The organism is Xanthomonas euvesicatoria (assembly GCF_013112235.1).
Classification (GTDB): domain Bacteria; phylum Pseudomonadota; class Gammaproteobacteria; order Xanthomonadales; family Xanthomonadaceae; genus Xanthomonas; species Xanthomonas euvesicatoria.
The window spans coordinates 1,718,263-1,742,421 of record NZ_JABFFS010000001.1 but is presented as its reverse complement, the minus strand read 5'-3'; the positions used below and the strand labels follow the sequence as shown (position 1 = coordinate 1,742,421).

Below are 24,159 nucleotides of genomic sequence, written 5' to 3'. Positions count from 1 at the left end.
AAGCCGGGCACTCACCGAATTGCTGCCGCCGGCACAACATTCCGACGCCCGACAGGAGAGGATGCCGCCAGCAGTTGTTGCCGCGTAACCGGCCGGGACGGCTGTCTCCATCGCGTCAGGCGCAAACGCTGCGCTCCGGATGCGCACGGCCGGCTGCCGGTTCCGCTCGCAGCGGTCCGGGCGATTCAAGGCCGGCACGATGACCTCCGACACGCCATTGCCCGCCGCCATTAGCCACCGCCCAAACCATTCGAAATTTAAAACAATCGTTTTAAACAGACCTAAGTTCGTCGAACTGGACAGCATCGGCGACATCGCGCAGACTTCCGGCCTTTCCGCTCTTCCGGATCCCATGGCCCATCTGCTGCTGTTGCATGGCCCCAACCTCAACCTGCTCGGCACCCGCGAGCCGGAGGTCTACGGGCGTACCACGCTGGCGCAAATCGACGCAGCCCTGGTGGACCGCGCGCAGGCGGCCGGGCACGTGCTGCACTGCCTGCAGTCCAATGCCGAGCACGTGCTGGTGGAGCGCATCCACGCCGCGCGCGAGGACGGCACCGCCTACATCCTGATCAACCCGGCCGCCTTCACCCATACCTCGGTGGCGCTGCGCGATGCGCTGCTGGGCGTGGGGCTGCCGTTCGTGGAAATTCATCTGTCCAACCCGCACGCGCGCGAGCCGTTCCGGCACCACAGCTATCTCAGCGACAAGGCCGACGGGGTGATCTGCGGCTTCGGCGCCGACAGCTACCGGCTGGCGCTGGAAGCGGTGATCGCGCGTCTGGAGCGCGACGCATGACCCCTGCCGCATGACCTCGGCCAGCGCGCCGGCGTCCTGATCCCATTCCGCCGGCATCCGCCGGCACTCCCCACCGTTTCACTTCCAGAGGCCCTTATGGATCTCCGCAAAATCAAGAAACTGATCGACCTGCTCGAAGAATCCAATCTCGCCGAAATCGAGATCAAGGAAGGCGAAGAAAGCGTGCGCCTGGCGCGCGTACCCAAGGGCGCGGCCATGCTGAGCGCCCCGGTGCAGCAGCAGTACGCGCCGGCCCCCGTCCAGGCGCCGGCCGCCGCGGCCACCATGCCGATGCAATCGCCCACCGAAGCCTCCACCGGCGGCGCCAAGCAGGCCGCCGCACTGCCGGAAGGCCACGTGCTGCGCGCCCCGATGGTCGGCACGTTCTACACCTCGCCCTCCCCGGACAAGCCGGCGTTCGTCACCGTCGGTCAGCAGGTCAAGGTCGGCGATACCCTGGCGATCATCGAGGCAATGAAGATGTTCAACCCCATCGAAGCCGACGCCTCCGGCACCATCGTCGCCATCCTCGGCGAAACCGGCCAGCCGGTGGAATTCGACCAGCCGTTGTTTGTGATTGGCTGAGAGCCGGGAATCGGGAGTGGAGAATCGGGAATCGGCAAAGCGGCCTCATGAACGCCTGGAGGCCTGGCGCGATTCCATGGAGCTTGTGGAAATGATCTACCGGTTCACCGAGGTCTTTCCCGAGCAGGAACGCTACGGCCTGACGGCGCAACTGCGCCGCGCGGCCATCAGCGTCCCGTCGAATATCGCCGAAGGTGCGGCGCGACGCTCAACTCCCGATTACGCGCGGTTTCTCTCGATCGCGCGCGGCTCGCTCTCCGAACTGGATACACAGGTCCAGATCGCCGTACGACTGGGCTATAGCAACACCGAAGACGAAGACATCGTCAGCCAGCAGGTCGACCAGGTCTTCGCCAAGCTCACCGCCTTGATGAATGCCTTACGCAGACGTGGAGCCGCATCATGAAGCCCGCATCTACCCATTCCCCATTCCCGACTCCCTATTCCCATGCTCGATAAAGTCGTCATCGCCAACCGAGGTGAAATCGCGCTGCGCATCCTGCGCGCGTGCCACACGCTCGGCATCCGCACGGTCGCGGTGCATTCCACGGTCGACCGTAACCTCAAGCACGTGGCCATGGCCGATGAGTCGGTGTGTATCGGCCCGGCCGCCTCCAGCGACAGTTACCTCAACATTCCGGCATTGATCGCCGCGGCCGAGGTCACCGATGCGCAGGCCATCCACCCCGGCTACGGTTTCCTGTCGGAAAACGCCGATTTCGCCGAGCGCGTGGAGCAATCCGGCTTCATCTTCATCGGCCCCAAGGCCGACACCATTCGCCTGATGGGCGACAAGGTGGAAGCGATCCGCGCCATGAAGGCCGCCGGCGTACCGTGCGTGCCCGGCTCGGGTGGCCCGCTGGGCGATGACATCGTCGCCAACACCAAGGTCGCGCGCGAAATCGGCTACCCGGTGATCATCAAGGCGGCCGGCGGCGGCGGCGGACGCGGCATGCGCGTGGTGCATTCGGAGGCTGCGCTGAAGGCTGCCATCGAAACCACCAAGTCCGAAGCCAAGGCCGCCTTCAGCAACGATCAGGTCTACATGGAGAAGTTCCTGGAAAATCCGCGCCACGTGGAAATCCAGGTGCTTGCCGACGGCCAGGGCGGTGCGATCCATCTGGGCGAACGCGATTGCTCGATGCAGCGTCGCCACCAGAAGGTGGTGGAAGAAGCGCCGGCACCGGGCATCACCGAAGAACTGCGCAACGAGATCGGCAAGGTCTGCGTGGACGCCTGCATCCGCATCGGCTACCGCGGCGCAGGCACCTTCGAATTCCTGTTCGAGAACGGGCGTTTTTACTTCATCGAAATGAACACGCGTATCCAGGTGGAGCATCCGGTCACCGAGCGCATCACCGGCATCGACCTGGTGTGCGAGCAGCTGCGCATCGCCGCCGGCCACAAGCTGAGCATCAAGCAAAGCGACATCGTGCTGCGCGGGCATGCGATCGAATGCCGCATCAACGCGGAAGATCCGGAAACCTTCATGCCCAACCCGGGCCTGATCACCGCCTTCCATCCGCCAGGCGGCCCTGGCGTGCGTGTGGATACGCACATCTACAGCGGCTACAAGGTGCCGCCGAACTACGACTCGATGATCGGCAAGCTGATCGTGCATGGCCCCGATCGCGAAACCGCGATTGCGCGCATGCGCGTGGCGCTGAGCGAGATGGTGGTGGACGGCATCAAGACCAACATCCCGCTGCAGCAGCGCATCATGCGCGACAAGGGCTTCCAGGCCGGTGGGCAGAACATCCACTACCTGGAAAAGCGCCTGGCCGAGCGCAAGAACAAGTCGATCGCGCTGACCTGATCGCACTTGCCACCGTATCGATGAAGCAAAAAGGCCCGGGAAACCGGGCTTTTTCGTTGCCTTGCGTTGCAGTGTGGTGGTGCGCTGCGGTGGCGAGCAACGGCAGATGCCACGCCGGCAGTGGTGTCGGCGCGGGACCTCCTGCGCCCCTCACCGCCGCGGCGCAGGCGCCTGCTGGCTGCCGGGCACCGGCACGATGCCGCTGGCCGATGACGGGTCGACCACGGTCATGGTTTCGGTGGAGCCGTCCGGCCACACCACCTGGAAGGTGGAGCCGGCCGGCAAGGTGGAAAACGGCATGGCACTGCTGGCGCGGTAGACCGCGGCGACCTGGCTTGCGCCATGCCGTCGCTGCTGTTCGTCGGCGGTGACGCTGGTGGATTTGACCGACAGCGGCTGGTAACGGTGATCGGCGGTATCGATCATCACGATGCTCACTGCCGCCGCCGAATACGCCACGAACAACGCCACCCATAACCAGAACTTGGCGCCGTGCGCCAACCGACGGTAATTCATGACTGCGCTCCCGCATCGGAGACCAATGTATCGACCATCTCATCCACCCTGTCTGCTCCCTGCCGCGGCACCGCGGCATCGAATACGAAGGACACGAAATCCTGTGCGCTGTTGCGCGAGCAGATGCCCGCGTTGGCGCAATAACTGGTGACCAAGGTGCTGCTGGCACTGCAATCGAGCCCCAGCCGGCACGCAGCCACTTGCCAGGCCAGCTCGGCGAACTGATCGCCGGCCACATAGCCTTGCAGGCTGTCATCGCCGCTGGCCCGCGCGCCCATCGCCGGGGCCAGGGCCAGATAGGCCTCGGGATCGCGCGAGGCCAGCACGCGTCGTACCAGCGCGCGCTTGTAGCCGGGCGATGCGTGCAACGGTTCGCCCAACGCCAGCATGGCGGCCTCGGCGGCCAGGCTGCCGGCGCGCGCCGCGGCCAGGCGTTGCTGCGCAACCATGCGCGGACTCAGCCCGTCGGTGGGGGCGAAGCCGGCGCAACGCTGCGCCAGGCGCTCGCGTGCGGCATGCATCGCTGCCACTCCCGGCGTGCGTTGCGCGGCGATCCATGCGCTATCGGCGGCATAGCCGGACGGGCTGGCCGCATAGGGCGCGCAGTAATCGTAGACACGGCTCAACCGCCACCCGGCCTGTGCGTCGCCGGCACGCACCTGCTGCTGCAATTGCTGCGCGTAGCGATACAGATCCGGCTGCGCTTCCACCGCATCGCGATGCGGCAGCTGCAACGCGGCGCCGTGCTCGGCCGCCGCATGCAGCTGCGGTGTGGCAGCGCTGACCGGCGCCGCCTCTGCAGCAACCGGCACTGCGCGGTCAACATCACGCTCGGCCGGTTGCGCGCGCACATGCCACCACGCGGCCGCCGCAAGCGCAGCGGGAGCGAGCAGCAGCCAGAGATGGCGGGCACGAGCAAGCGGCATGGATGGCGGCGACCCTGCTGCGGAACCACCCGCAGCGACGGCGCGGAGTCTAGCACCCACCCACGCGCACAGCCGCCGCCAAGCAGACGCTGCCAGTGGAGGTGGCGGGAAGGGAGCGACATGCGTCACGGCCTGAACGGACTGCACGTGAGTGGCGCGCTGCATGCGTTCGGTTGTGCGGTGTGCTGCGCTGTGGTGTTTGCCGTGCCGTGCTGCGTGTTGGGTGTTGGTGTGGTGTCGGTGTTGCTCAGCTGCGTGTGGCTTGCGGTTGAGTTGATCGGTTGCCGATTGCCGGATGCGGCATCGATCTTCGCCGGTTGGGCATCCGATAGCAGCGCATGTTGGAGAGCGCCGCTTCGAGCGAGCCTGTCCTCTGGCAACATCACTCGCCGACGCTGCGATGCCCAGCTGCAGCGCTATTGCGTCATCGGTGGACGCAGCGTGCCGCACACATCGCGCTGCACGGTGGTACGCAACACGGCAGCACATCACGCAGCTGTCTGCGCACGCGATTGCGCGTGGTCGCAAAGACGCAGCGCCTCTTCCTGGTTGCTCGACGCGGCCGTCGACCAAGCCCGTGCCCGATTGCGCAGCAGCATCATCGGTTCAGTCCCAGGCGTGGCGGCATCGGCCTACAGCCATCCGCCGGGCACCACATCCAGCCGCAGATGCGCTGTTTGGCAGCGTCGCACCGGGCAGTCGTCCATTCGCCAGCAGCAGCCGTCTGCCTGGCGGCGGACGCATCTTGATCAGCAAGGCAGTTTTCACCGCACGCATGGGCAAGACGCACCGCCGAAGCGACGGCGCCTGCGAACGCCGTCGCCTGCAGCGCGGCAGGCACGCCGGCACGAATGGTCTAGGATGCGTGCTTTCGAATTGCCCGACCGCCACGATGCCGTTTCTTGAACTGACGCTTTCCTGTTCCGAGGTCACCCTGCCCCGTTTCCAGAACGCCCTGGACGATGTGGGCGCACTGGCGGTGACCATGCTCGACGCCGATGCCGATACCAGCAACGAGCGCGCCATTCTCGAACCGGGCGTGGGCGAAATGCCGCTGTGGGACCGGCTGACGATGACCGCGCTGTTCGATGGCGACAGCGACGCGCTGGTGGTGCTGGCAGCGCTGGAAGCCTTCGATCCGGGCCTGGACTGGAGCCAGGTGGCGTTTCGCATGGTCGAAGACAGCGACTGGGAACGCGCCTGGATGGACCTGTTCAAGCCGATGCAGTTTGGCGAACGCACCTTCATCGTGCCGTGGAATCACGCGCTGCCCGAAGCCGCCGACACCCCGGGGGCCGCCGTGGTGCGGCTGGACCCGGGCCTGGCGTTCGGCTCGGGCACCCATCAAACCACCGCGCTGTGCCTGCGCTGGCTGGACAGCCTGGCCGGCCGCGGCGAGCTGCAGGGCCGCAGCGTGCTCGATTTCGGGTGCGGCTCGGGCATCCTGGCGGTCGCCGCGCTGAAGCTGGGCGCCGCCGGCGCGGTCGGCGTGGACAACGACCCGCAGGCGCTGCTGGCGACTGCCGACAATGCACAACGCAACGGTGTGGACGCGCAGCTGACGGTCTACATGCCGCAGGACGAACCGGTGCAGACCTACCAGGTGGTCGTGGCCAACATCCTGGCCTCGGCACTGGACGCCCTGGCCGACACCCTGGCCGCGCGCGTGGCACCGGGCGGACGGATCGCGCTGTCGGGCATCCTGCACGGCCAAGAAGACGACTTGCTCAAACGCTACGCCCCCTGGTTCGACCAGTTGCGCTGCGAACGCGACGAAGACTGGATGCGGATCGACGGCGTGCGCCGCGGCTGATCCGGGGTATCGTCCACGCCGGCTAGCGCTGTGGCCGGCCGGCGCGAATCTGCGCGGTGGTCACTGCATCGGCCACGCTGATCGCCCGCAACCGGGTCACCGGTTGCCAGCCGTCGCGTTGCAGTGCCGCCGTGCGCCACGGCCCGGCCTGCCGGGCCACCCAGACCCGTAGCAGCACCTCAGCCGCCAGCAGCGCCGTCCAGGCCACCGGCGACCACGCCCGCACACCTGCAAGCGCCACTGCGCCGGCAACCACAAGCATCGGCGCGCTCGCCGCCAGCAGCGGCCAGTGCCGCTGCCGTAGCGCCCAGACCCGCGGTGCCAGCGCCGCTGACCACTGCGGACCATCGGCCACGGCCGTCCACTCGTGGCCACGCCGCCAGATCGCGTACCGGGCCGCGCCCCGAAAACGTCTCACCGCAGGGTCCAGCGGCGAATGGGCCGGCCACGGCACGTCTGCGGGCGCGGCGTGCGGGGGCGGGCTGCGCCGCTGGGGGTCGGGTTTTCGACCGGCAGGCTCGACCATGAACATCCTCCTTGAGTTCGCTGTGATGTAGCCATCATTGATCCACCGACAGTATCGCAAACATATGGCGATATGAAAGTTATACGAACTATCTCCAGGCGCTGCTAGGGCTATATCTCCCGCCCCTGCCTGCCCTCCAACGGTGCCGTGTGAGCAAGCTGTACGAACGAGTACGCGAAGCCCGCAGCCTCACCAAGCTGACCCAGGAAGCCCTGGCCGGCGAGCTGGGTGTCACCCGCAGCGCGGTGGCGCAATGGGAGATGGCCGAAGGCACCGCACCGTCGGTGGAAAACCTGATCGGCCTGGCCAGGCGCAGCGGCATGGCGTTCGAATACCTGGCCACCGGCCGCGGCGACCGCGTGTTCGGCCCGCCGGTGTCGGCCATCGCCGAAGAACCGGCGCAGTACCGCCGCCTGGATGACCAGCAACGCGTGCTGCTGACGCGCTTCGATACCCTGACGCCGCGCCAGCGCGCCGGCCTGTTGGATCTGTTGCTGGCTGAAGGGAAGACGCGGCGCAGGCGGTGAATCGGGAATCGGGAATCGGGAATCGGCGAGCCGACGCAACCGGCACCGAGATTTCAAGGCGATATTCCGCTGGCTGTGGCCTCCTGATCCTGGATGCGCCCGGGCGTCTTCGTCGGCTTGCATGGGCGTGGCGGCGGCCGTTTTCGGAGAAGGCATGCGCTGCGTGCGTTGCGTGGGCATCGACGCAGACGCCGCCATGACCACCTGGGCCGGAGACGAACACCTGCAGGCATGCGCGCGGCGGCTTGACCGCATCGCCGTCGGCACAGGTTCGCCCCTGGACGTGCGCGTGGTTGAATAGGGGTCTTCCCGCTGCACGCCTGCCGATGTCCGAGACTCCGCCACCGCGCCGCCCCCTGGCCACGTTCCTGCGTGCGACGCCGGCTGCTCCGCCGCTGGTTCCGACCCCGGTGGTTCCACCTGCGGAGCCGGCCGAGCAGGCCACATCGGCCCCGGGCTCTGCGTTGCCGCCGGCGCCAGCGCCAGAGGTGGATGCGCAGCCGGCACCGCGTGTGCCATTGCCTGCTGCCGCGGTGGCTTCGTCGCCGCAGCGCGCAACGGGCATGTCCGGGCACGATGGTCTCCAGGCGCCGGTGTCCGGCCAGACGCCACTGCCCGCGCCCGGCACCGCGACGCCGTCCGCTTCGGCGAGCGCGCCCGCGGCCGGACACGTTCCTGATGCGATGCTCGATCCACCTCGCTCGGCGTCGGCCGCCACCGATACCCGGGCCGACGACGGGCTGGCCGCGACCGATGCTGACGACCTCGGGCACCCAACCGCGCGGGCGGCACCTGGCCCATCGAATTCAGCGCAGCAACGGGCACTACGCGCCTCGGCGGATGCAGATCTGGCATTTCAGAATGCGCCGGGCACGCCGAAGGCGCTGGCAGAAACGCCCGCGCGCCAGGCTTCAGTCGCAACGCCAGCAGCGTCTGCGGGATCTACCCCAGCTGTGGCAACGGCGGCAGCCGCAACGCAGGCCGACACCAGCGCCAGCGAGCGGTCGGCGGGCACAGCCGACGGCCAGTCACACCCGGGCCGCCCCTCCAGCCATCCCGACCCGGCAACCACCGATTCCGGCGCAGCCAGCGCATTGGCAGGCGAGCACGCGCAGTCCGATGCCGGCATCGCGCAGCCCCGTACCACTGCCGTGCAACTGCAGCCCCTGCCCGCGCCCGCCTTGGCCGCACCCGCCTTCGCGCGGCGTGGCGTCACCCGCCCGCGGCTACGCGCCAGCGGGCGCCAGTGGGCGCTGCTGGTCGGGCTGGTCGGCGTGCTCGGGTTGCAGATCGTCATCTCCGACCGCGCGCACCTGGCCGCCAACGCGCGCTTGCGGCCGCTGGTCGGCGCGGCCTGCACGCTGGCGCGCTGCAGCTTGCCGGCCTGGCGCGAGCCGGAGGCGCTGACCCTGCTCAACCGCGAGGTGCGGCCGCTGCCCGGTGTGGCCGGGGTGCTGCAGATCCAGGCCAGCTTCCGCAACGACGCGCGCTGGGCACAGGCCTGGCCGTGGCTGCAGCTGTCGCTGTCCGATGCCGACGGCCGGGTGATCGGTACCCGCATCCTGTCGCCGCAGGAGTATCTGGGACCATCGCCGCCGGCGCAGGACACGCTGGCGCCGGGTCAGGCGGTGCAGGTCGCGTTCCGGGTACGCGAACCGGCCGCGAGCACCGCCGCCTTCAGTTTCGACTTCCGGTGAACGGGCGCGACCGCCACATGGGCGTGGCGAGCGATGAGGTCACGCGCTAGACTCACTCCCCCTCGCCGGCCACGCGTCCCGGCTTCGTGACACTGGGAACCTCCTTTGAACGCAGCCCCCTCTCGTCCTGACACCAGTCGTGGCGCCCCGAAGTCGCCCCTGCGCGAACACGTGGCCCAGTCCGTTCGCCGTTATCTGCGCGACCTGGACGGCAGCGACGCGGACGATGTTTACGAAATCGTGCTGCGCGAGATGGAGATCCCGTTGTTCGTCGAAGTGCTCAACCACTGCGAAGGCAACCAGAGCCGCGCCGCGGCGATGCTGGGCATTCACCGGGCAACCTTGCGCAAGAAGCTCAAAGAGTACGGGCTGACGTAGGCTTGGGAATCGGGAATCGGGAATCGTAAAAGCGTGCTTCTGGCAGACGGTGCGCGCACGGGTTACCGGTCACAGCGTGGTTTCGTACGGGTCAGCCTTCCGGTTGGCCAGAGCGGTGGTTGACCGACGCGCGCTGCGCCGATCCGATGCTGCAGATTGCCAACCGCACGCGATGCACGTGTTGCGATTTCATGACGAGCGATGTGACAAGCGGTCACGCCCATCCATAGCGGATCAGGTGGAAGAACACTGGCGCGGCGAAGCACACCGAATCCAGGCGGTCGAGCACGCCGCCGTGGCCTTCGATCATATGGCCCCAGTCCTTGATGCCGCGATCGCGCTTGATCGCCGACATCACCAGCCCGCCGAAAAATCCCATCAGGTTGGCCACCAACGCCAGGCCGAAGGCATGCCACGGCGCGAACGGGGTGATCCACCACAGCGCCATCCCGAGCAGGCTGGCCGACAACACGCCGCCGATGAATCCTTCCACCGTTTTGGACGGCGACAATTTCGGCGCGATCAAATGGCGGCCGGCAAGTTTGCCCCACACGTACTGCAGCACATCCGAAGACTGCACCACGATCACCAGGAAGGCGATCAACAGCAGATTGCGCCCGGCATAGCCGGGAATGTCCAGGTTCAACAGCGCCGGCACATGCGAAATGCAGAACACGCAGATCATCAGGCCCCACTGCACTTTGGCGGTGCGTTCCAGATAGCGCGTGGTGTCGCCGCCGATGGTGGCCAGGATGGGCAACACCAAGAACGCGTAGACCGGAATCAGCAAGGTGTACATGCCGTACCAGCCGGTCCACACCAGGCCGTATTGCCACGGCAGCACGATGTAGAACGCGGCCAGCAACGCGTAGTAATCGCCGCGCCGGGTCGGGGTCAAGGTGATGAACTCGCGCAGCGCAAACAACGACACCAGCGCGAACAAGCCGATGACGCCGGCGCGGCCAAACACGAACGCAAGGCCGACCACCGCAGCCATCACCCACCACGCACGGATACGGGCGACCAGGTTGTCCAGCACTGCGCTGGGGCGTTCGCGTGCGCGCCAACGCAGGGTTTCGGAAATCAGCGTGGCGATGACCAGCACCAGCGCGATACCGCTGAACAGCCACAGCGTCTGCTGATGCATCGAAGACTGCTGCAGCTGCCCGCTGTACACATATAGGCTCATGCGCGCGCCTCCAACTGATCGGGCGACAACGCCAGCAACGCCGCACGTGCACGCGCCAGAAACGCATCCTTGGTTTCGTCCGCATCCAGGCGTAATGGCGCACCAAAGGTGGTGGTGCACAGCAGCGGCAACGGCAACCACTTGCCCTTGGGCATCACGCGCTTGAGGTTATCGATCCACACCGGCACGAACTCCAGTTCCGGGCGTTGCCGTGCCAGGTGATACAGCCCGCTCTTGAACGGCAGCACGCCGTCGTCCGGGTTGCGCGTGCCTTCGGGAAACAGGATCAACGAATCGCCGGCGTCCACCGCATCGCACAGGCATTGGATCGGGTCGCGCGTGCGCTGCGCCGGGTCGCGTTCGATCAACACGCCGTTGAAGACCGCGTGGATCAGGTAGCGCCGCAGGGCGGTACGCTGCCAGTAGTCGGCCGCCGCCACCGGGCGCACTTCATGCCGCAGGCTGGCTGGCAGCGATGACCAGATCAGCACGAAATCGCCGTGGCTTGCATGGTTGCCGTAATACACGCGACGCTCGTTGGAGGGCGCGCAACCGCGCCATAGCGCACGCGCGCCGGTCAAGGTACGAATGGCGCCGCTGCAAGCGCGCGCGATCAAACGGGCAATCATTTCTGCTCCAGGGTGCGCACGATCGTGCGCAGTCGTACTGCCACCGTCAGCAAGGCACCGGCGATCAACACCGCCAGTGCTCCGATCAGCAGCCAGGCCGCAAGACGCGGCTGGCCCATCCATTGCAGCGGCAAGGCCAGCGCGCCTGCCAGCGACAACCACTGCATGCGTTGCACGCGGCTCATCGGCCCCTGCCGCGGCTCTGGCGTGCCGCAGGCCAGGCCCAGCATGCGCACGTATGCGGTGGTCACGCAGCACAGCGCCGCCGCCCACCCCAGTTGCGCAGCCCACGGCAAACCGGCCTGCAGTCCATAGCCCAGGCCCACGCAGACCAGCACATCGGACAACCGATCGGGCGCGTCGTTGTAGACCTCACCGGCGCGCGCGACCATGCGCGCCTGGCGCGCCAGCACGCCATCCATGCGGTTGCACCACAGCCGCCCCTGCATCCCGAGCACCGCCAGCAGCAGCGGCATGGCCCCTTCGCGCGCAGGCGCGCTCAACCCGATGTAGAACATCAGCCCGGCCAACGCCGCACATGCGATGCCCACCCACGACACGCCATTGGGCGTGGCGCCACGTCCGCGCAGCACGCGCGCCCAAAGCAACTGCCGCTGTCGCTGTCCGTGTTGCATCAGTCGCCTCCTCCGCCGCAGCCGCCACAGCCGCCGCCACCATCGCTGCTACCACCATCGCCGCCGCAGTCGCCGCCACCCCCGCCGCAGCTGCTGCCACTGCCACCGGCGTGGCCATGCGGCGCACGCAGGCTGTGGTAGTCGGCCCAAGCGGTTCCGATCAGTGCCGCAGTGCCGTACAGCGCCACCGCCTCGCCTGGATCACCGCCGGTGCGCGCCGCATCGCGTCGCCGTGTCTGACGCAGTGTCGCAAGGCGGGCCTCGCCGCCGAGCGTGCGCCGCACGGGCACCAGCGCAAAGCCCAGCACCAGCAATGTGGTCAGCACCATCAGACACAGCAGGTAGCCCACCGGATGGTTGCCCTGCACGCCGATGACCAGCTTGCACAGGCCAAGCCCCCATACCAGCGCCACCGGCACGGTACATGCCAGGCGCACCGCGCGTGCCTGCGCCTGGCTCAGCCACAGGCCCTTGTCGATCAAGCGCTGCTCCAGCGGTGCGGCCAGCGCGCGCAACGCGCGTAAGGCCCACACCGGGTCTTCGGTGGTGCGCACCGCTTCCAGTGCCGGCTCCAGCGCAGGCGGGACTGCAATCTGCCGGTGGCAACGTACCCAGCGACGTGCCGGTTCGGTTGCGTCGCGCTCCAGATACACCGCATTGCGCACCAGCAATTCGGTGAACCACAGGTCGGCCACGCGATCGGCACCGCCGCCCAGATATGCAAGCTCGCTGGCATCCACTGCTGCTGCGGTGCGACCGCGTCGCAGCACCCGCCGCAACCATGCCGCCATCGACCAGGCCAGACCGATCAGCGCGATGAACAGCGGCAGGAAATAGACACCGCGCCAGTGCAGCGGCGACAGCGCCCCGCCATTGGCTGAGTGACAGACCATGCCCACTGCCACCGCGATGATTGCCCACACAACCACGGCATACGGCACACCGCGCTGCGGCCCAGCTGACCGCGGCGCTCCACGCAAGGCTTGCAAGGTCTGTTCGGCAGTGTGGCCGTGCAGCGGATCCAGCGTCGATTGCGGCGGTCGCGCCACAGGCCACCATTGCGCCGGCGGCTCGCCGAACTGCGTGCGGTAACGCTCCAGCGTCTGGCGGTACTGCGCCTGGAAACGCGCCTCTTCGCCGGCATCGCCGCGTCCGGGTTGATGATGCAGCGTAGTCTGCAGCACGTGCGGGCAGAACTGCTGCCAGTACTCGCGGGTGTCGGTCAGATGCGTGTGCCAGACCTGGTCGACCAACGGGCTGGGGGTGACGTCGACGGTGTCGGTGCAGGCAAGAAAACAGAACCGGCGGTACTCCTCCACCAACGCCTGCGCTTGTTCGGTGCTGCACTGTGCCTGCTTGGCCACGCGCCGAACGAAGGCGGCAAACGCTGCTTCGTCCTGGCCAAAACGATAGCCCTGCAGCCGTTGCCACAGCGCTCGCTGCGCTGGCGTGGCATGGCGCGGTTCGCGCCGAGCAAAATCGGGTTGGTTGCTCATCCGAATATCCTGAGAGCGAGCGCGGCAGCCACCAACAGCAGTTGCACCACCACGCTTGCCAGCTGCCAACGCAGCAGGCGGCGCATGCCGGTCCAGCGCGATGCCCAGTCGCGGGTGGGCGAAAGCTTTGGTATCAGGCCAATCGCATGCATCGCCGCATCGAGCTGGTGCGCGGCGTCTTGCCCGGTGCCACCGCAGCGTTCGAGATGCGCGATGGAGGCTGCCAGCAGGTCGGCATCCAGGCCCACGCGAAACGCCCAATAGCGCTGCAGCACGCCCGCAAGCATGCTGATGGCATAGCTCAACTGCATCAACGGCGGCGCCTGCGCAACACCAAGCAAGCCGATGGCCGCTGCCAGCAGCAGGAGTGAGAGGCGGTCCAATGCTGCACCTTGCCGCAGCACTGCGCGCATGGCCGCCAAGGTCAGCGGGGCGATATTCATTGCGCTCTCCGTTCGGGGATGTCGTCGCCACCGTCATGACCGTCGCATGCCGTCACGATCGCCGCGCGATGCGCATGCCCGAGCACGATCGACGGCCGCACGGCGCGTAACTGTGCGATGGCCGCATCCACGTCCTGGGCGCGACCGCTGCGCACCAGCCAGGTGGCCACACTGGCAGCACTGCGCGAATAGCCCAATGCACAACACACCAGCACCGGCCCGATCGCCTGCGCCTGCGCGATCGCCTGCGCGGCCTCGCGCAGCTGCGCCGGCGACGGCGCGACCAGATCGAGCATCGGCACCACACGGTCCTGCGCCTGCGCGGCGTACAACGAGAGCTCTGCAGACACGTCCACCACGGCGGCACGCTTGTCGCGCTGGCCGGGCAACGGAATCCGCCCCAGCCACACGCCATCGCACACCGCGCGCGGCAACGGCGCACGCCGTGTCCAGAGCCGGGAGTTGCACCATGCCGCCAACAGATACGGCGCATACAACCAATGGGCTGCAAGACTCAGGCGCCCATCGCTGCGCTTCTGGAATCCGCCCGGCCCGAGCAGCGCGTAATTCAAGGCAACCAGCAGCAAGGCCAGGGTGATCCACAGCAACCACAGTGCTGCACCGCCGCTCCACAGCGCCAGCGCAGCGCTGACCAGCGCGCCGGCCAGATACATCGCGGCCAGGCGCCAACGGCGCAGGTCGCGTGCACACCGTGCCTGCGCAAATGGTGCGGCGACCCGCTCCGGCCATAGCCACACGCAGAGCCAGCCCACCGCGAGTCCGGTAGGAATATCGAGAAAGTGATGCTGATACGTGGTCAGCACCGACACACCGATCAATGCGAACCAGGCATGCAGCAACCAGCGCCACACCCCGCAAAGATGCTGCCCATAGCGCACCCACAGCACCACCAGCAGCACGATGTGCAGCGACGGCGCCTGATTGAAGGGTTTGTCGAAGCCCAGCAGCACCGCGAACAACCAGCCGAACACGCCCTCGGTCTGCGGCCGTACGGAGCTGTAGCGCAGCGGCCACAACACGAAACACGCCACGCAGATCAGCTGGGCGCTGAGCAAGCGCAGTGCATGCGTGTCCAGCTCGCGGCGGTTGCGGCAGACAAAGAACGAGACCGCGTAGAACACATCGATCGACCAGTACGGCACGATGGTCCACGGCCAGAACGGCATGCCGTGTTCCCAGCCGAACACCACCGATGGCACATGCGTCGCCCGCCCGGCCAGCGTGTTGGCCAGGCCGTAGCTGAGGAAGAAAAACGGTCCCAGCAACGCCAGCCACAGCGCGGCACGGCCGGATGGGCGGGCAACGTGGCTCATGCGTCGATTCGCTGCGCCATCGAGACGGTGAAGATGCCGAACGCATCGATGCGTTGCGCCACCTTGCGAAAGCCCGCCGCTTCCACCAGGCCATCCATCTCCTGCTGGCTCCGCCGGCGCATCACCCAGGCCACGCCATCGCGGTGACTGGTCAGCGCGCGCGCAATGAATTCCAGTTGCGGATGCCAGGGCTGGCCGGTGTAAAGCAGATAACCGCCCGGCTGCACCGCCGCGGCCAGGCCGGCCAGCGAACGCGCGACCTGGTCGTTGTCGGCAAACAGCTCGTACAGGCCCGACACCACCGCCAGCGTCGGTGCCGGTTGCACTGTGGCCAGCGCTGCCGGGTCGAACGCATCGCCTTGTTCGAAGCGGGCGATATCGCCTGCGCCCAACGTCTGGATCAGCGCCGTGCCCTGGGTCACGTTGAGCGGGCTGAAGTCGCGCAGCACGATCGCATCGGCACGCTGTGCGCCGCTGCCCAGCGCTTGGAGCACATAGCGGCCGTGCCCGGCAGCGACATCCAGCACGCGCACCGGCTTGCCGGCGCCACGCAAGCGCGCCGCCGCATCGCGCAGCAATTCGCCCAGATGGCTGCCGCGGATGCGGATGCCACGCCAGCCGATCGCGTTGAGATACGTGCGGTCGATCATGCGCCCCAACGGCCCGCGACCACGCGCCTGATTGCGGTAGATGTAATCCAATGTGCTGCCGGAATCGAAACCGGTCTGCAGACCAAGCGCGATGCCCTCGGAGAGCCTGCCACCCAGGCGCAGGCCGGCACGCACGCCACGCCAGCGCAGGTCCTGCAGGCTATTGCGCTGCGGCGGCCAGGCCAGCCGTTCGGCCTCTTCGAAACTGGGCCCGGCACGGTGTGCATCGCCCAGCGCGGCGCGCACCGGCGGTTGCGCAAAACGCGCCTGGACGAACTGGCGAATGTGCGCGATGGCCATCGCGCGATCGCGCTCGCCCAAAGTGTCGTGGAAGAACCCCGGCAACCAGTGGCGCTGCTTGATCGGCGAGCGCAGGTTTTCGTAGAAGCGGTCCTGCGGGCCGCGATGCACCACAAAATCCTCACCGGAGACCAGCAACTGGGTCGGCACGGTAATGGCCTGTGCATCGTCCACCACGCGATCGGCTGCCGCATACAGACCGAGCAATACGCGCACCGAAATCGGACGGGTGATCAACGGATCGGTGCGATAGCTTTCCACGCGCGCCGGATCATGCGTCAGCCATTGCGGCTTGACGTAGCTGTTGACGAAAAAGTTGCCGCGCAGCGCATGCAGCAACGCCAACCCGGGGCGTGCAAACGGCACATACAACTTCACCTTGAACGCCGGCGATGCCAGCACCAGCGCGCGCAGCGGCGGGGCGTAATCGTGCACCCAGGTGGCGGCCACCACCGCGCCCACACTCTGCGCAATCACCACGATGTCCTGCACCGCAATGCCGTGGGTGGCGCGAAGATGCGCGATGAAGCTGTCCAGATCGCGCACCAGCGCTTCGAAGCCCGGCGCATCGCCACGCACGCCCGGCGAGCGGCCGTTGCCGCGTGCGTCCCAGGCGAAGAACTGGGCGTCGGGCATGTCGAGTTCTTCGGCCAGATGCATCACACGGCCAGAGTGCTCATGGCCGCGATGCAGCAGCACCACCGCCTTCGGCGTGCCGGTGGCAGCGGCATCGTGCAACGGCCAGTGCCGGTAGAACAGCGGCACACCATCGAAACTGACGAACTCGCGCTCTAGCACTGTGCGCATCGAAGCATCCTGAAAAGTCGAAAGGTTGAATCGCAGAGATCACCACAGCGCAGCGGCCAGCGGCGTTGCTGCGGGAATGGATCGCTAGGTGCCTGCGGGCGCCTGCGCCAGGCCGGCGCGCACCCGCCGCCACACCGTGACCGCGCAGGCCAGGCTCACGGCAATGGCGACCCAGGTGACGCCGCGCGCACCCAGCCAGCCACAAGCCAGGCCCACGCCCAGCACGCCGATGACGAAGGCGCGGTCGCTCTTGCCCATCGGCCCGTCGTAGCGGCGGCTGGCGCCGACCATCAGGCCGAGCACGCCGGCGTACTCGGTCAGCGCGGCCAGCAGCGCGAAGATCCACAGCCAGGGCGCACTCACACCGGGCACGCCAAGCAGGCTCAAGTACAAGGCCGCATCGGCCACCACGTCGCACAGCTCGTTGAGGTAAGCGCCCAGCCGCGACTGCTGGCCGAATTCGCGCGCCAGCATGCCGTCCACCGCATTGAGCGCCATGCGCAGCAGCATCCACACCGGCAGCAGCAGATACAGCAGCGGCCAGCTGGGGCCGCCGCGCAACACCACCGCCGCCACCATCAGCGACACCGCCGCTGCGCCCAGCGTGACCTGATTGGCGGTGATGCCACCGCGATACAGCGCGCCCACCATCGGCCGCAGCAGCGCCTGGAAGCGTCCCTTCAATGCGTAGATCGAGGCCATACGGGGTGTTGAGTCCATTCGAGCGCTGGCGCAGCCTACAATATCGGCTGCTCCGCAACGACATCCCCCACCGATGGCCTCTGATTTCCTGCCCGTGCGCCGGGCCCTGCTCTCCGTTTCCGACAAGACCGGCCTGATCGACCTGGCCCGCGCGCTGGTGGCGCGCAACGTCGAGCTGCTGTCCACCGGCGGCACCGCCAAGGCGATCCGCGAGGCCGGCCTGCCGGTGAAGGACGTTGCCGAGCTGACCGGTTTCCCGGAAATGATGGATGGCCGCGTCAAGACCCTGCACCCGCTGGTGCATGGCGGCCTGCTCGGGCGCGCCGGTGTCGACGAAGCGGTGATGGCCGAGCACGGCATCGTGCCGATCGACCTGCTGGTATTGAACCTGTATCCATTCGAGTCGGTCACGGTGAAAGCCGATTGCACCCTGGCCGATGCGGTGGAAAACATCGACATCGGCGGCCCGGCGATGTTGCGCAGCGCGGCCAAGAATTTCGCGCGCGTGGCCGTGGCCACCGACCCGGCGCAGTACGCCGACCTGCTGGCCGAGCTGGAAGCCAACGACGGGCAGCTGTCGGCGGCCAAGCGCTTTGCGCTGTCGGTGGCTGCGTTCAATCGCGTGGCCCAGTACGACGCGGCGATCAGTAACTATCTCTCGGCAGTGGCCGACAGCAGCGAGGCGGTGCCCACGCGCAGCCCGTTCCCGGCGCAGATCAATTCCAACTTCGTCAAGGTGATGGACCTGCGTTACGGTGAGAACCCGCACCAGTCCGGCGCGTTCTACCGCGACCTGTATCCGGTGCCGGGCACGCTGGCCACCTTCCAGCAGTTGCAGGGCAAGGAACTGAGCTACAACAACCTGGCCGATGCTGATGCAGCGTGGGAATGCGTGCGCCAGTTCGACGCGCCGGCCTGCGTGATCGTCAAGCACGCCAACCCCTGCGGCGTGGCGGTGGGCGCGGGCTGCGGCGATGCCTATGAACTGGCCTACGCCACCGACCCCACCAGCGCGTTCGGCGGCATCCTGGCGTTCAACAAGACCCTGGACGCAGCGACGGCAAAGGCCATTCTGGACCGCCAGTTCGTCGAAGTGCTGATCGCGCCCGACTACGAGGCCGGCGCGCTGGAATACGCCACCAGGAAGGCCAACGTGCGCGTGCTCAAGATTCCGCACGGCAATGGCTTGAACAACTACGACACCAAGCGGATCGGCTCGGGCCTGTTGATGCAGTCGGCCGACAACCGCAGCATGTCGCTGGGCGAGTTGAGCGTGGTCACCCAACGTGCGCCCAACGAGGCAGAACTGGGCGATTTGCTGTTTGCCTGGCGCGTGGCCAAGTACGTCAAATCCAACGCGATCGTCTATGCCAAGGACAGCCGCACCATTGGCGTGGGCGCCGGGCAGATGAGCCGCGTGGTCAGCGCCAAGATCGCCGCGCTCAAGGCCGAAGAAGCCAAGCTCACCGTGGCCGGCTCGGTGATGGCGTCCGATGCGTTCTTCCCGTTCCGCGACGGCATCGATGCGGCGGCTGCGGCCGGCATCAAGGCGGTGATCCAGCCGGGCGGTTCGATGCGCGATGGCGAGGTGATCGCCGCCGCCGACGAACACGGCATCGCGATGGTGTTCACCGGTGTGCGCCACTTCCGGCATTGATGTCACCGGCACAGGGATAGGTCGATGCAGCGTCTGCGTTGTTTTGCCGCGTTTCTTGCCACCGCCGCGCTGTTGAGCGCTTGCAGGCAGGCGCCTGCGCCTGCTGCGGCGCCGGGCGCCGCGGCACCTGCCGCATCCAGCGACGGCCCCCGTCTGAGCCGCACCGAGCGGCTGGACGGGTTCTTGCGCACGCGCTACGGCGGCAAGGCCGGCCTGGCCGCGCAGTGGAGCGGCGAAGCCGACGGCTTCAAGGCCGACAGCGCAGTCTGCGCCGAACAGCCGGTGGTGGTGGGCGACCAGGTACAGCAACTGCTGGCGGTCTGCCACAGCCTCAGCGATGCCGGCCACGGCAATCCGGGGCTCATCGATTTCTTCGTGCTGCGCGGCGATGGCGACGGTTTCAAGGTCGTGGCCGAACGGCTCGCCGACGGCTACGGCAGCGCCGGCCAGCCAGGCAGCGTGGACGTCCTGCGCCTGGGCAGCGATTTCTACGGCTTTGCCGTGCACAGTTTCTGGATGGGCCAGGGCCTGATCCTCGAATCGCAGGATCTGGTCGTGCCCGGGCCCAAGGGCCTGGTCAATGCCGGCTCGCTGCGGGCGCACATCGACAACAGCGGCGCACTGGCCTGCGACGACGACGCGCGCGAGCCGGACCAGACCCAGGCGCAATGCCTTGCCGAGGCCTTCGACGTGGATTTCGCGCTGGAGGTGGACAACAGCGCGCCGCAGGCGCGCACCTGGCCGCTGCGCATCCGCGAGCACGGCAGCGATTGCGGGGTGGCCCTGGACAAGACCCACGTGTTCGCGCTCGACACCAAGACCTGGACCTACCCGTTTCCCAATGCACTGCAGCGCGAAGGCTGCAGGTAACGCCCCTTCCCCCGTACTAGCGAGCAACTGCCTTGAAAATCCTCGTCATCGGCTCCGGCGGCCGTGAACATGCCCTGGCCTGGAAGATCGCGCAGTCCGCGCGCGTGCGCGAGGTGCTGGTGGCACCGGGCAATGCCGGCACCGCCACCGAAGCCAAATGCCGCAATGTCGCGATCAAGGTCAATGATCTGGACGGCCTGCTCGCGCTGGCGCAGCGCGAAGCCGTCGCGCTGACCGTGGTCGGCCCGGAAGTGCCGCTGGTGCTGGGCGTGGTCGACCGCTTCCATGCCGCCGGCCTGCGCATCTTCGGCCCCACCGCCAAGGCCGCGCAGCTGGAAGGCAGCAAGGCCTTCGCCAAGGATTTCCTCGCCCGCCACGGCATTCCCACCGCGTATTACGCCGTGCACACCGAAGTCGACGCCGCGCTGGCGTATGTGCGCGAGAAAGGCGCGCCGATCGTGGTCAAGGCCGATGGCCTGGCTGCCGGCAAGGGCGTGATCGTGGCGATGACCCTGGCCGAGGCCGAAGACGCGGTGCGCGACATGCTCTCGGGCAATGCGTTCGGCGATGCCGGCGCACGCGTGGTCATCGAAGAATTCCTCGACGGCGAAGAGGCCAGCTTCATCTCCATGGTCGATGGCAAACACGCCTTGCCGATGGCCACCAGCCAGGACCACAAGCGCGTCGGCGACGGCGACACCGGCCCCAATACCGGCGGCATGGGCGCCTACTCGCCGGCGCCGGTGGTCACGCCCCAGGTGCATGCGCGGGTCATGCGCGAGGTGGTCGAGCCGACCGTGCAGGGCATGATCGCCGATGGCGTGCCGTTCACCGGCTTTCTGTATGCCGGGCTGATGATCGACGCGCACGGCGCGCCGAAGGTGATCGAATTCAACGTGCGTTTCGGCGACCCGGAAACCCAGCCGGTGATGCTGCGCCTGCAGTCGGATCTGGTCGATCTGCTCGACGCGGCCATCGACGGCAAGCTCGATGGCGCGCACGCGCAGTGGGACCCGCGCCCGTCGCTGGGCGTGGTCATCGCCGCCAAGCCTTACCCGGACACCCCGGTCACCGGTGAGGTCATCACCGGGCTGGACGCGGTGCCGGCCAGCGCCAAGGTTTTCCATGCCGGCACTGCGCTGAATGCTGCCGGCGAGGTCATCAGCGCCGGTGGCCGCGTGCTGTGCGTTGCGGCGCTCGGCGACAGCGTGCAGGACGCCCAGCGCAACGCCTATGCTGGCCTCGAGCCGATCCACTGGCCCAACGCCTTCCAGCGCAGCGACATCGGCTGGCGGGCCATCGCCCGCGAGCAGGCGGCGCAGGGCTAAGCGCCTCGCGCCTGCAACCACCGCGTTGCGCGCTGTCGCCACGCGGTGGTTGCAGGTTCCTGCGCACCACCAGGCATCCTGCCGATACCGGCGCGGGCCACCTGCGGCGCCTGGCACCGTGCGGCTACTGACAAAGAACTAGCCGCCATCCACACCGGCGGCGCGTGGCTGCGGCAATAATGCCCGGGCTCCCTGCCTTGTAGAGACTGTGGCCACTCCCTCCTTCGAAACCCGCTTAAGCCGCTTGTGGGCCCATGAAAAGGCCAGCTATGGCCTGCGTGTGTTCATCGCGCTGGCGGTGGCGATGGGCGTGTGCTGGCACTGGCAACAGCTCACTGCGGTGCCGGCGCTGTTTCTGGGCGCGATCGCCAGCGCCATTGCCGAAACCGACGACAACTGGCTGGGCCGCATCAAATCGGTGCTGCTCTCGCTGCTGTGTTTCGCCGCCGCCGCCGCCGCAGTGGTGGTGCTGTTTCCGTATCCGCTGCCGTTCGTGCTGGGCATGGCGTTGGCTACGTTCTCGCTGACCCTGCTCGGCGCGCTGGGCGAGCGCTATGCCTCGATCGCGCAGGCCACGGTGGCCTTGTCGATTTACGCCATGATCGGCATGGACCAGCATGGCAGCCGCGATCCGCTGGTCGCCTGGCACGGCGCGGCGCTGCTGCTGATCGGCGCCACCTGGTACGGCGTGCTGTCGATCCTGTGGACCATCCTGTTCGCCAATCGCCCGGTGCGCGAGCGGCTGTCGCGGCTGTTTTTCGAATTGGGCCGCTACCTCAAGCTCAAGGCCGATCTGTTCGAACCGGTGCGCCAGAGCGACCTGCATGCACGCCGGCTGGCCTTGGCCGAACAGAACGCCAAGGTGGTCGGCGCGCTCAATGCGGCCAAGACCGCCATCATGAGCCGCTTCGGCCGCTCGGGGCGGCCGGGCGTGCAATCGGGCCTGTATTTCCGGCTGTATTACATGGCGCAGGACTTCCACGAGCGCGCCAGCTCCTCGCACTATCCCTACGAGGCGCTCACCGACGCGTTCTTCCACAGCGACGTGCTGTATCGCTGCCAGCGCCTGCTCGCCCTGCAAGGCAAGGCGTGCGCGGCGTTGGGCGAGGCAATTCGCCTGCGCCACCCGTTCGATTACGGCGACAGCAGCCGCCTGGCCACCGAAGACCTGCGCCAATCGCTGGATTATCTGCACGCGCGCGCCGACCCCGCACTGGCCCGCCTGCTTGGCGCGCTGGAGCTGCTGGTGACCAATCTGCAGAGCATCGAACGCAGGTTGTCGGAAGCGGCGCAATCCGATTCCACCAGCGACAACCTCGACACCCGGCTACGCGATTCCTCGCCGCACACCTTGCGCGAAATGGGCGCGCGGCTGGCGCAACAACTCACGCCCGGCTCGGTGCTGTTCCGCCATGGCCTGCGCATGGCCATCGCGCTGCTGGTGGGCTACGCCATCATGCAATCCATCCACGCCGACAACGGGTACTGGATCCTGCTCACCACCGCATTCGTGTGCCGGCCCAACTACGGCGCCACGCGCCTGCGGCTGGTGCAGCGCATTGCCGGCACCTTGATCGGCCTGGTCGCCACCTGGGCGCTGATGCAGCTGTTCCCCACCACCGAAGTGCAGCTGCTGCTGGCGCTGGCCGGCGCGCTGGTGTTCTTCATCACCCGCACCGATCGCTACATGCTGGCCACCGCCGGCATCACGGTGATGGCGCTGTTCTGCTTCAACCTGCTGGGCGATGGCTTCGTGCTGATCTGGCCGCGCCTGATCGACACCCTGATCGGTTGCGCGATTGCCGCGGCCGCCTCGTTCCTGATCCTGCCGGACTGGCAGGGCCGCCGGCTGAACCAGGTGATGGCCACGGTGCTGGCCAGCTGCGCGCGTTATCTGGCCCAGGTGCTGGAGCAGTACGCCAGCGGCAAGCGCGACGACCTGCCCTACCGCATTGCGCGCCGCGACATGCACAACGCCGATGCTGCGTTGTCGGTGGCCTTATCCAACATGCTGCGCGAACCCGGCCGCTATCGGCGCAATCTGGATGCGGGCTTTCGCTTCCTGGCGCTGTCCAACACCTTGCTCGGCTATCTGTCGGCACTGGGCGCGCACCGCGCCGCACTGGAGGGCGAACACGACGCCACCATCGCGCAAGCCGGCGAATATCTGCAGCGCGCACTGAGCGAGATCGCCAGCGCCCTTGGCCAACGCCAACCGCTGCCGGCGCACGACGAAAGCGAAGAACTGGCCACCGCCGAAGCGCTGGAACACCATCCGGTGCAACTACCGCCCAAGCAACGCCTGGTGCGCGACCAACTGGCATTGACGCTGCGCCTGCTGCCCAAGCTCCGCGCTGCAGCGCTGGCGGTGACAACGGCGCCGGCGGAGAACACGCCGCGTCTGGCGGCCAGCAAGACCTAGCCGCCAGCGGTCGACAGGCATGGGCGCCGCGCCGTACATGCAGCCTCGATGCGGTAAGCGATGTCGAACACGGCCATGCCGCGTATTCGCCACTGCGTGCAACCGCTGCGTCGT

General features: G+C 67.5%; 23 protein-coding genes. 12 read left to right on the top strand and 11 right to left on the bottom strand.

The features are described from left to right. The first annotated feature begins 352 nt into the window (after nucleotides 1-352). From aroQ to accC, 4 genes are all read left to right on the top strand, one after another. Nucleotides 353-799 carry a type II 3-dehydroquinate dehydratase gene (aroQ, locus tag HLH45_RS07410; protein WP_003483185.1) on the top strand — a complete coding sequence of 149 codons (447 nt, stop codon included), beginning with the start codon at nucleotides 353-355 and terminating at the stop codon, nucleotides 797-799. A 96-nt stretch (nucleotides 800-895) separates the two neighbouring features. After that, complete coding sequence (accB, locus tag HLH45_RS07405; protein WP_008571858.1) at nucleotides 896-1,384, top strand: acetyl-CoA carboxylase biotin carboxyl carrier protein; 489 nt, start codon at nucleotides 896-898, stop codon at nucleotides 1,382-1,384. Between the two features lie 76 nt (nucleotides 1,385-1,460). Then, a complete protein-coding gene (locus HLH45_RS07400; protein ID WP_008571859.1) occupies nucleotides 1,461-1,790 on the top strand; it encodes a four helix bundle protein in 330 nt (109 codons plus the stop codon). Nucleotides 1,791-1,832: 42 nt separating this feature from the next. Then, nucleotides 1,833-3,200 carry an acetyl-CoA carboxylase biotin carboxylase subunit gene (accC, locus tag HLH45_RS07395; protein WP_008571860.1) on the top strand — a complete coding sequence of 456 codons (1,368 nt, stop codon included), beginning with the start codon at nucleotides 1,833-1,835 and terminating at the stop codon, nucleotides 3,198-3,200. A gap of 150 nt (nucleotides 3,201-3,350) precedes the next feature. Here accC and HLH45_RS07390 read toward each other — a convergent pair whose 3' ends face one another. Together HLH45_RS07390 and HLH45_RS07385 are read right to left on the bottom strand one after the other, a co-directional pair. Further along, the gene (locus HLH45_RS07390; protein ID WP_003483177.1) at nucleotides 3,351-3,716 is read right to left on the bottom strand and encodes a hypothetical protein; all 366 of its coding nucleotides are present in this window, start codon (nucleotides 3,714-3,716) and stop codon (nucleotides 3,351-3,353) included. Then, a complete protein-coding gene (locus HLH45_RS07385) occupies nucleotides 3,713-4,642 on the bottom strand; it encodes a hypothetical protein (protein ID WP_008571862.1) in 930 nt (309 codons plus the stop codon). The genes HLH45_RS07390 and HLH45_RS07385 overlap by 4 nt, the downstream gene beginning before the upstream one ends. Before the next feature lie 892 nt (nucleotides 4,643-5,534). On the opposite strand from HLH45_RS07385, the gene prmA reads away from it, so the two are divergent. Continuing rightward, nucleotides 5,535-6,455 carry a 50S ribosomal protein L11 methyltransferase gene (prmA, locus tag HLH45_RS07380; RefSeq protein WP_008571863.1) on the top strand — a complete coding sequence of 307 codons (921 nt, stop codon included), beginning with the start codon at nucleotides 5,535-5,537 and terminating at the stop codon, nucleotides 6,453-6,455. A 22-nt stretch (nucleotides 6,456-6,477) separates the two neighbouring features. Here the strand turns inward: prmA and HLH45_RS07375 are convergent, their stop codons facing one another. Then, nucleotides 6,478-6,987, bottom strand: a complete 510-nt coding sequence (locus tag HLH45_RS07375) for a hypothetical protein (protein WP_008571864.1) — start codon at nucleotides 6,985-6,987, stop codon at nucleotides 6,478-6,480. A gap of 143 nt (nucleotides 6,988-7,130) precedes the next feature. Here HLH45_RS07375 and HLH45_RS07370 point away from each other — a divergent pair, with 143 nt between their 5' ends. From HLH45_RS07370 to fis, 3 genes are all read left to right on the top strand, one after another. Then, nucleotides 7,131-7,508: a helix-turn-helix domain-containing protein gene (locus HLH45_RS07370; protein ID WP_008571865.1), complete on the top strand. Its 378-nt coding sequence runs from the start codon at nucleotides 7,131-7,133 to the stop codon at nucleotides 7,506-7,508. A gap of 326 nt (nucleotides 7,509-7,834) precedes the next feature. After that, nucleotides 7,835-9,205 carry a DUF3426 domain-containing protein gene (locus HLH45_RS21750; RefSeq protein ID WP_074053253.1) on the top strand — a complete coding sequence of 457 codons (1,371 nt, stop codon included), beginning with the start codon at nucleotides 7,835-7,837 and terminating at the stop codon, nucleotides 9,203-9,205. A gap of 105 nt (nucleotides 9,206-9,310) precedes the next feature. Then, nucleotides 9,311-9,583 (top strand): DNA-binding transcriptional regulator Fis, encoded by a 273-nt coding sequence (gene fis, locus HLH45_RS07360; RefSeq protein ID WP_002804983.1) that lies wholly within the window; start codon nucleotides 9,311-9,313, stop codon nucleotides 9,581-9,583. 214 nt (nucleotides 9,584-9,797) lie between these two features. Here fis and HLH45_RS07355 read toward each other — a convergent pair whose 3' ends face one another. The 8 genes from HLH45_RS07355 to HLH45_RS07320 all read right to left on the bottom strand — a co-directional run bounded on the left by HLH45_RS07355 (nucleotide 9,798) and on the right by HLH45_RS07320 (nucleotide 17,768). Continuing rightward, nucleotides 9,798-10,772: a phosphatidate cytidylyltransferase gene (locus HLH45_RS07355; protein WP_008571202.1), complete on the bottom strand. Its 975-nt coding sequence runs from the start codon at nucleotides 10,770-10,772 to the stop codon at nucleotides 9,798-9,800. Then, complete coding sequence (locus HLH45_RS07350) at nucleotides 10,769-11,401, bottom strand: lysophospholipid acyltransferase family protein (RefSeq protein WP_008571203.1); 633 nt, start codon at nucleotides 11,399-11,401, stop codon at nucleotides 10,769-10,771. Before HLH45_RS07350 ends, HLH45_RS07355 begins: the two co-directional genes overlap by 4 nt. Then, nucleotides 11,398-12,036, bottom strand: a complete 639-nt coding sequence (locus tag HLH45_RS07345) for a CDP-alcohol phosphatidyltransferase family protein (protein WP_008571205.1) — start codon at nucleotides 12,034-12,036, stop codon at nucleotides 11,398-11,400. Before HLH45_RS07345 ends, HLH45_RS07350 begins: the two co-directional genes overlap by 4 nt. Further along, on the bottom strand, nucleotides 12,036-13,532 hold the full coding sequence (locus tag HLH45_RS07340; RefSeq protein WP_008571206.1) for a TIGR04222 domain-containing membrane protein: 1,497 nt from the start codon (nucleotides 13,530-13,532) through the stop codon (nucleotides 12,036-12,038). The genes HLH45_RS07345 and HLH45_RS07340 overlap by 1 nt, the downstream gene beginning before the upstream one ends. After that, nucleotides 13,529-13,975 (bottom strand): hypothetical protein, encoded by a 447-nt coding sequence (locus tag HLH45_RS07335; RefSeq protein ID WP_008571207.1) that lies wholly within the window; start codon nucleotides 13,973-13,975, stop codon nucleotides 13,529-13,531. The genes HLH45_RS07340 and HLH45_RS07335 overlap by 4 nt, the downstream gene beginning before the upstream one ends. Further along, nucleotides 13,972-15,309, bottom strand: coding sequence for a phosphatase PAP2/dual specificity phosphatase family protein (locus tag HLH45_RS07330; RefSeq protein WP_008571208.1), 1,338 nt, complete (start codon nucleotides 15,307-15,309; stop codon nucleotides 13,972-13,974). Before HLH45_RS07330 ends, HLH45_RS07335 begins: the two co-directional genes overlap by 4 nt. Continuing rightward, a complete protein-coding gene (locus tag HLH45_RS07325) occupies nucleotides 15,306-17,066 on the bottom strand; it encodes a bifunctional alpha/beta hydrolase/class I SAM-dependent methyltransferase (protein WP_008571209.1) in 1,761 nt (586 codons plus the stop codon). Before HLH45_RS07325 ends, HLH45_RS07330 begins: the two co-directional genes overlap by 4 nt. A gap of 84 nt (nucleotides 17,067-17,150) precedes the next feature. Beyond that, nucleotides 17,151-17,768, bottom strand: a complete 618-nt coding sequence (locus HLH45_RS07320) for a CDP-alcohol phosphatidyltransferase family protein (RefSeq protein WP_008571211.1) — start codon at nucleotides 17,766-17,768, stop codon at nucleotides 17,151-17,153. Nucleotides 17,769-17,841: 73 nt separating this feature from the next. Between HLH45_RS07320 and purH the strand changes: the two genes are divergently transcribed. From purH to yccS, 4 genes are all read left to right on the top strand, one after another. After that, nucleotides 17,842-19,425 (top strand): bifunctional phosphoribosylaminoimidazolecarboxamide formyltransferase/IMP cyclohydrolase, encoded by a 1,584-nt coding sequence (gene purH, locus HLH45_RS07315; protein WP_008571212.1) that lies wholly within the window; start codon nucleotides 17,842-17,844, stop codon nucleotides 19,423-19,425. 24 nt (nucleotides 19,426-19,449) lie between these two features. After that, the gene (locus HLH45_RS07310; RefSeq protein WP_031420857.1) at nucleotides 19,450-20,295 is read left to right on the top strand and encodes a hypothetical protein; all 846 of its coding nucleotides are present in this window, start codon (nucleotides 19,450-19,452) and stop codon (nucleotides 20,293-20,295) included. A 32-nt stretch (nucleotides 20,296-20,327) separates the two neighbouring features. Then, nucleotides 20,328-21,623 carry a phosphoribosylamine--glycine ligase gene (purD, locus tag HLH45_RS07305; protein WP_008574017.1) on the top strand — a complete coding sequence of 432 codons (1,296 nt, stop codon included), beginning with the start codon at nucleotides 20,328-20,330 and terminating at the stop codon, nucleotides 21,621-21,623. A 208-nt stretch (nucleotides 21,624-21,831) separates the two neighbouring features. After that, nucleotides 21,832-24,045 (top strand): YccS family putative transporter, encoded by a 2,214-nt coding sequence (gene yccS, locus HLH45_RS07300; RefSeq protein WP_014089206.1) that lies wholly within the window; start codon nucleotides 21,832-21,834, stop codon nucleotides 24,043-24,045. Nucleotides 24,046-24,159: the final 114 nt, after the last annotated feature.

Excerpts from the sequence above, each read along its gene's own strand:
- HLH45_RS07400 (WP_008571859.1), top strand. The coding sequence starts at position 1,461 with ATGGAGCTTGTGGAAATGATCTACCGGTTCACCGAGGTCTTTCCCGAG.
- aroQ (WP_003483185.1), top strand. The coding sequence starts at position 353 with ATGGCCCATCTGCTGCTGTTGCATGGCCCCAACCTCAACCTGCTCGGC.
- accC (WP_008571860.1), top strand. The coding sequence starts at position 1,833 with ATGCTCGATAAAGTCGTCATCGCCAACCGAGGTGAAATCGCGCTGCGC.
- HLH45_RS07390 (WP_003483177.1), bottom strand. The coding sequence starts at position 3,716 with ATGAATTACCGTCGGTTGGCGCACGGCGCCAAGTTCTGGTTATGGGTG.
- HLH45_RS07320 (WP_008571211.1), bottom strand. The coding sequence starts at position 17,768 with ATGGCCTCGATCTACGCATTGAAGGGACGCTTCCAGGCGCTGCTGCGG.
- HLH45_RS07355 (WP_008571202.1), bottom strand. The coding sequence starts at position 10,772 with ATGAGCCTATATGTGTACAGCGGGCAGCTGCAGCAGTCTTCGATGCAT.
- HLH45_RS07335 (WP_008571207.1), bottom strand. The coding sequence starts at position 13,975 with ATGAATATCGCCCCGCTGACCTTGGCGGCCATGCGCGCAGTGCTGCGG.
- HLH45_RS07310 (WP_031420857.1), top strand. The coding sequence starts at position 19,450 with ATGCAGCGTCTGCGTTGTTTTGCCGCGTTTCTTGCCACCGCCGCGCTG.
- HLH45_RS21750 (WP_074053253.1), top strand. The coding sequence starts at position 7,835 with ATGTCCGAGACTCCGCCACCGCGCCGCCCCCTGGCCACGTTCCTGCGT.
- purH (WP_008571212.1), top strand. The coding sequence starts at position 17,842 with ATGGCCTCTGATTTCCTGCCCGTGCGCCGGGCCCTGCTCTCCGTTTCC.
- prmA (WP_008571863.1), top strand. The coding sequence starts at position 5,535 with ATGCCGTTTCTTGAACTGACGCTTTCCTGTTCCGAGGTCACCCTGCCC.
- HLH45_RS07385 (WP_008571862.1), bottom strand. The coding sequence starts at position 4,642 with ATGCCGCTTGCTCGTGCCCGCCATCTCTGGCTGCTGCTCGCTCCCGCT.
- HLH45_RS07375 (WP_008571864.1), bottom strand. The coding sequence starts at position 6,987 with ATGTTCATGGTCGAGCCTGCCGGTCGAAAACCCGACCCCCAGCGGCGC.
- HLH45_RS07330 (WP_008571208.1), bottom strand. The coding sequence starts at position 15,309 with ATGAGCCACGTTGCCCGCCCATCCGGCCGTGCCGCGCTGTGGCTGGCG.
- HLH45_RS07340 (WP_008571206.1), bottom strand. The coding sequence starts at position 13,532 with ATGAGCAACCAACCCGATTTTGCTCGGCGCGAACCGCGCCATGCCACG.
- HLH45_RS07350 (WP_008571203.1), bottom strand. The coding sequence starts at position 11,401 with ATGATTGCCCGTTTGATCGCGCGCGCTTGCAGCGGCGCCATTCGTACC.
- HLH45_RS07345 (WP_008571205.1), bottom strand. The coding sequence starts at position 12,036 with ATGCAACACGGACAGCGACAGCGGCAGTTGCTTTGGGCGCGCGTGCTG.
- HLH45_RS07325 (WP_008571209.1), bottom strand. The coding sequence starts at position 17,066 with ATGCGCACAGTGCTAGAGCGCGAGTTCGTCAGTTTCGATGGTGTGCCG.
- accB (WP_008571858.1), top strand. The coding sequence starts at position 896 with ATGGATCTCCGCAAAATCAAGAAACTGATCGACCTGCTCGAAGAATCC.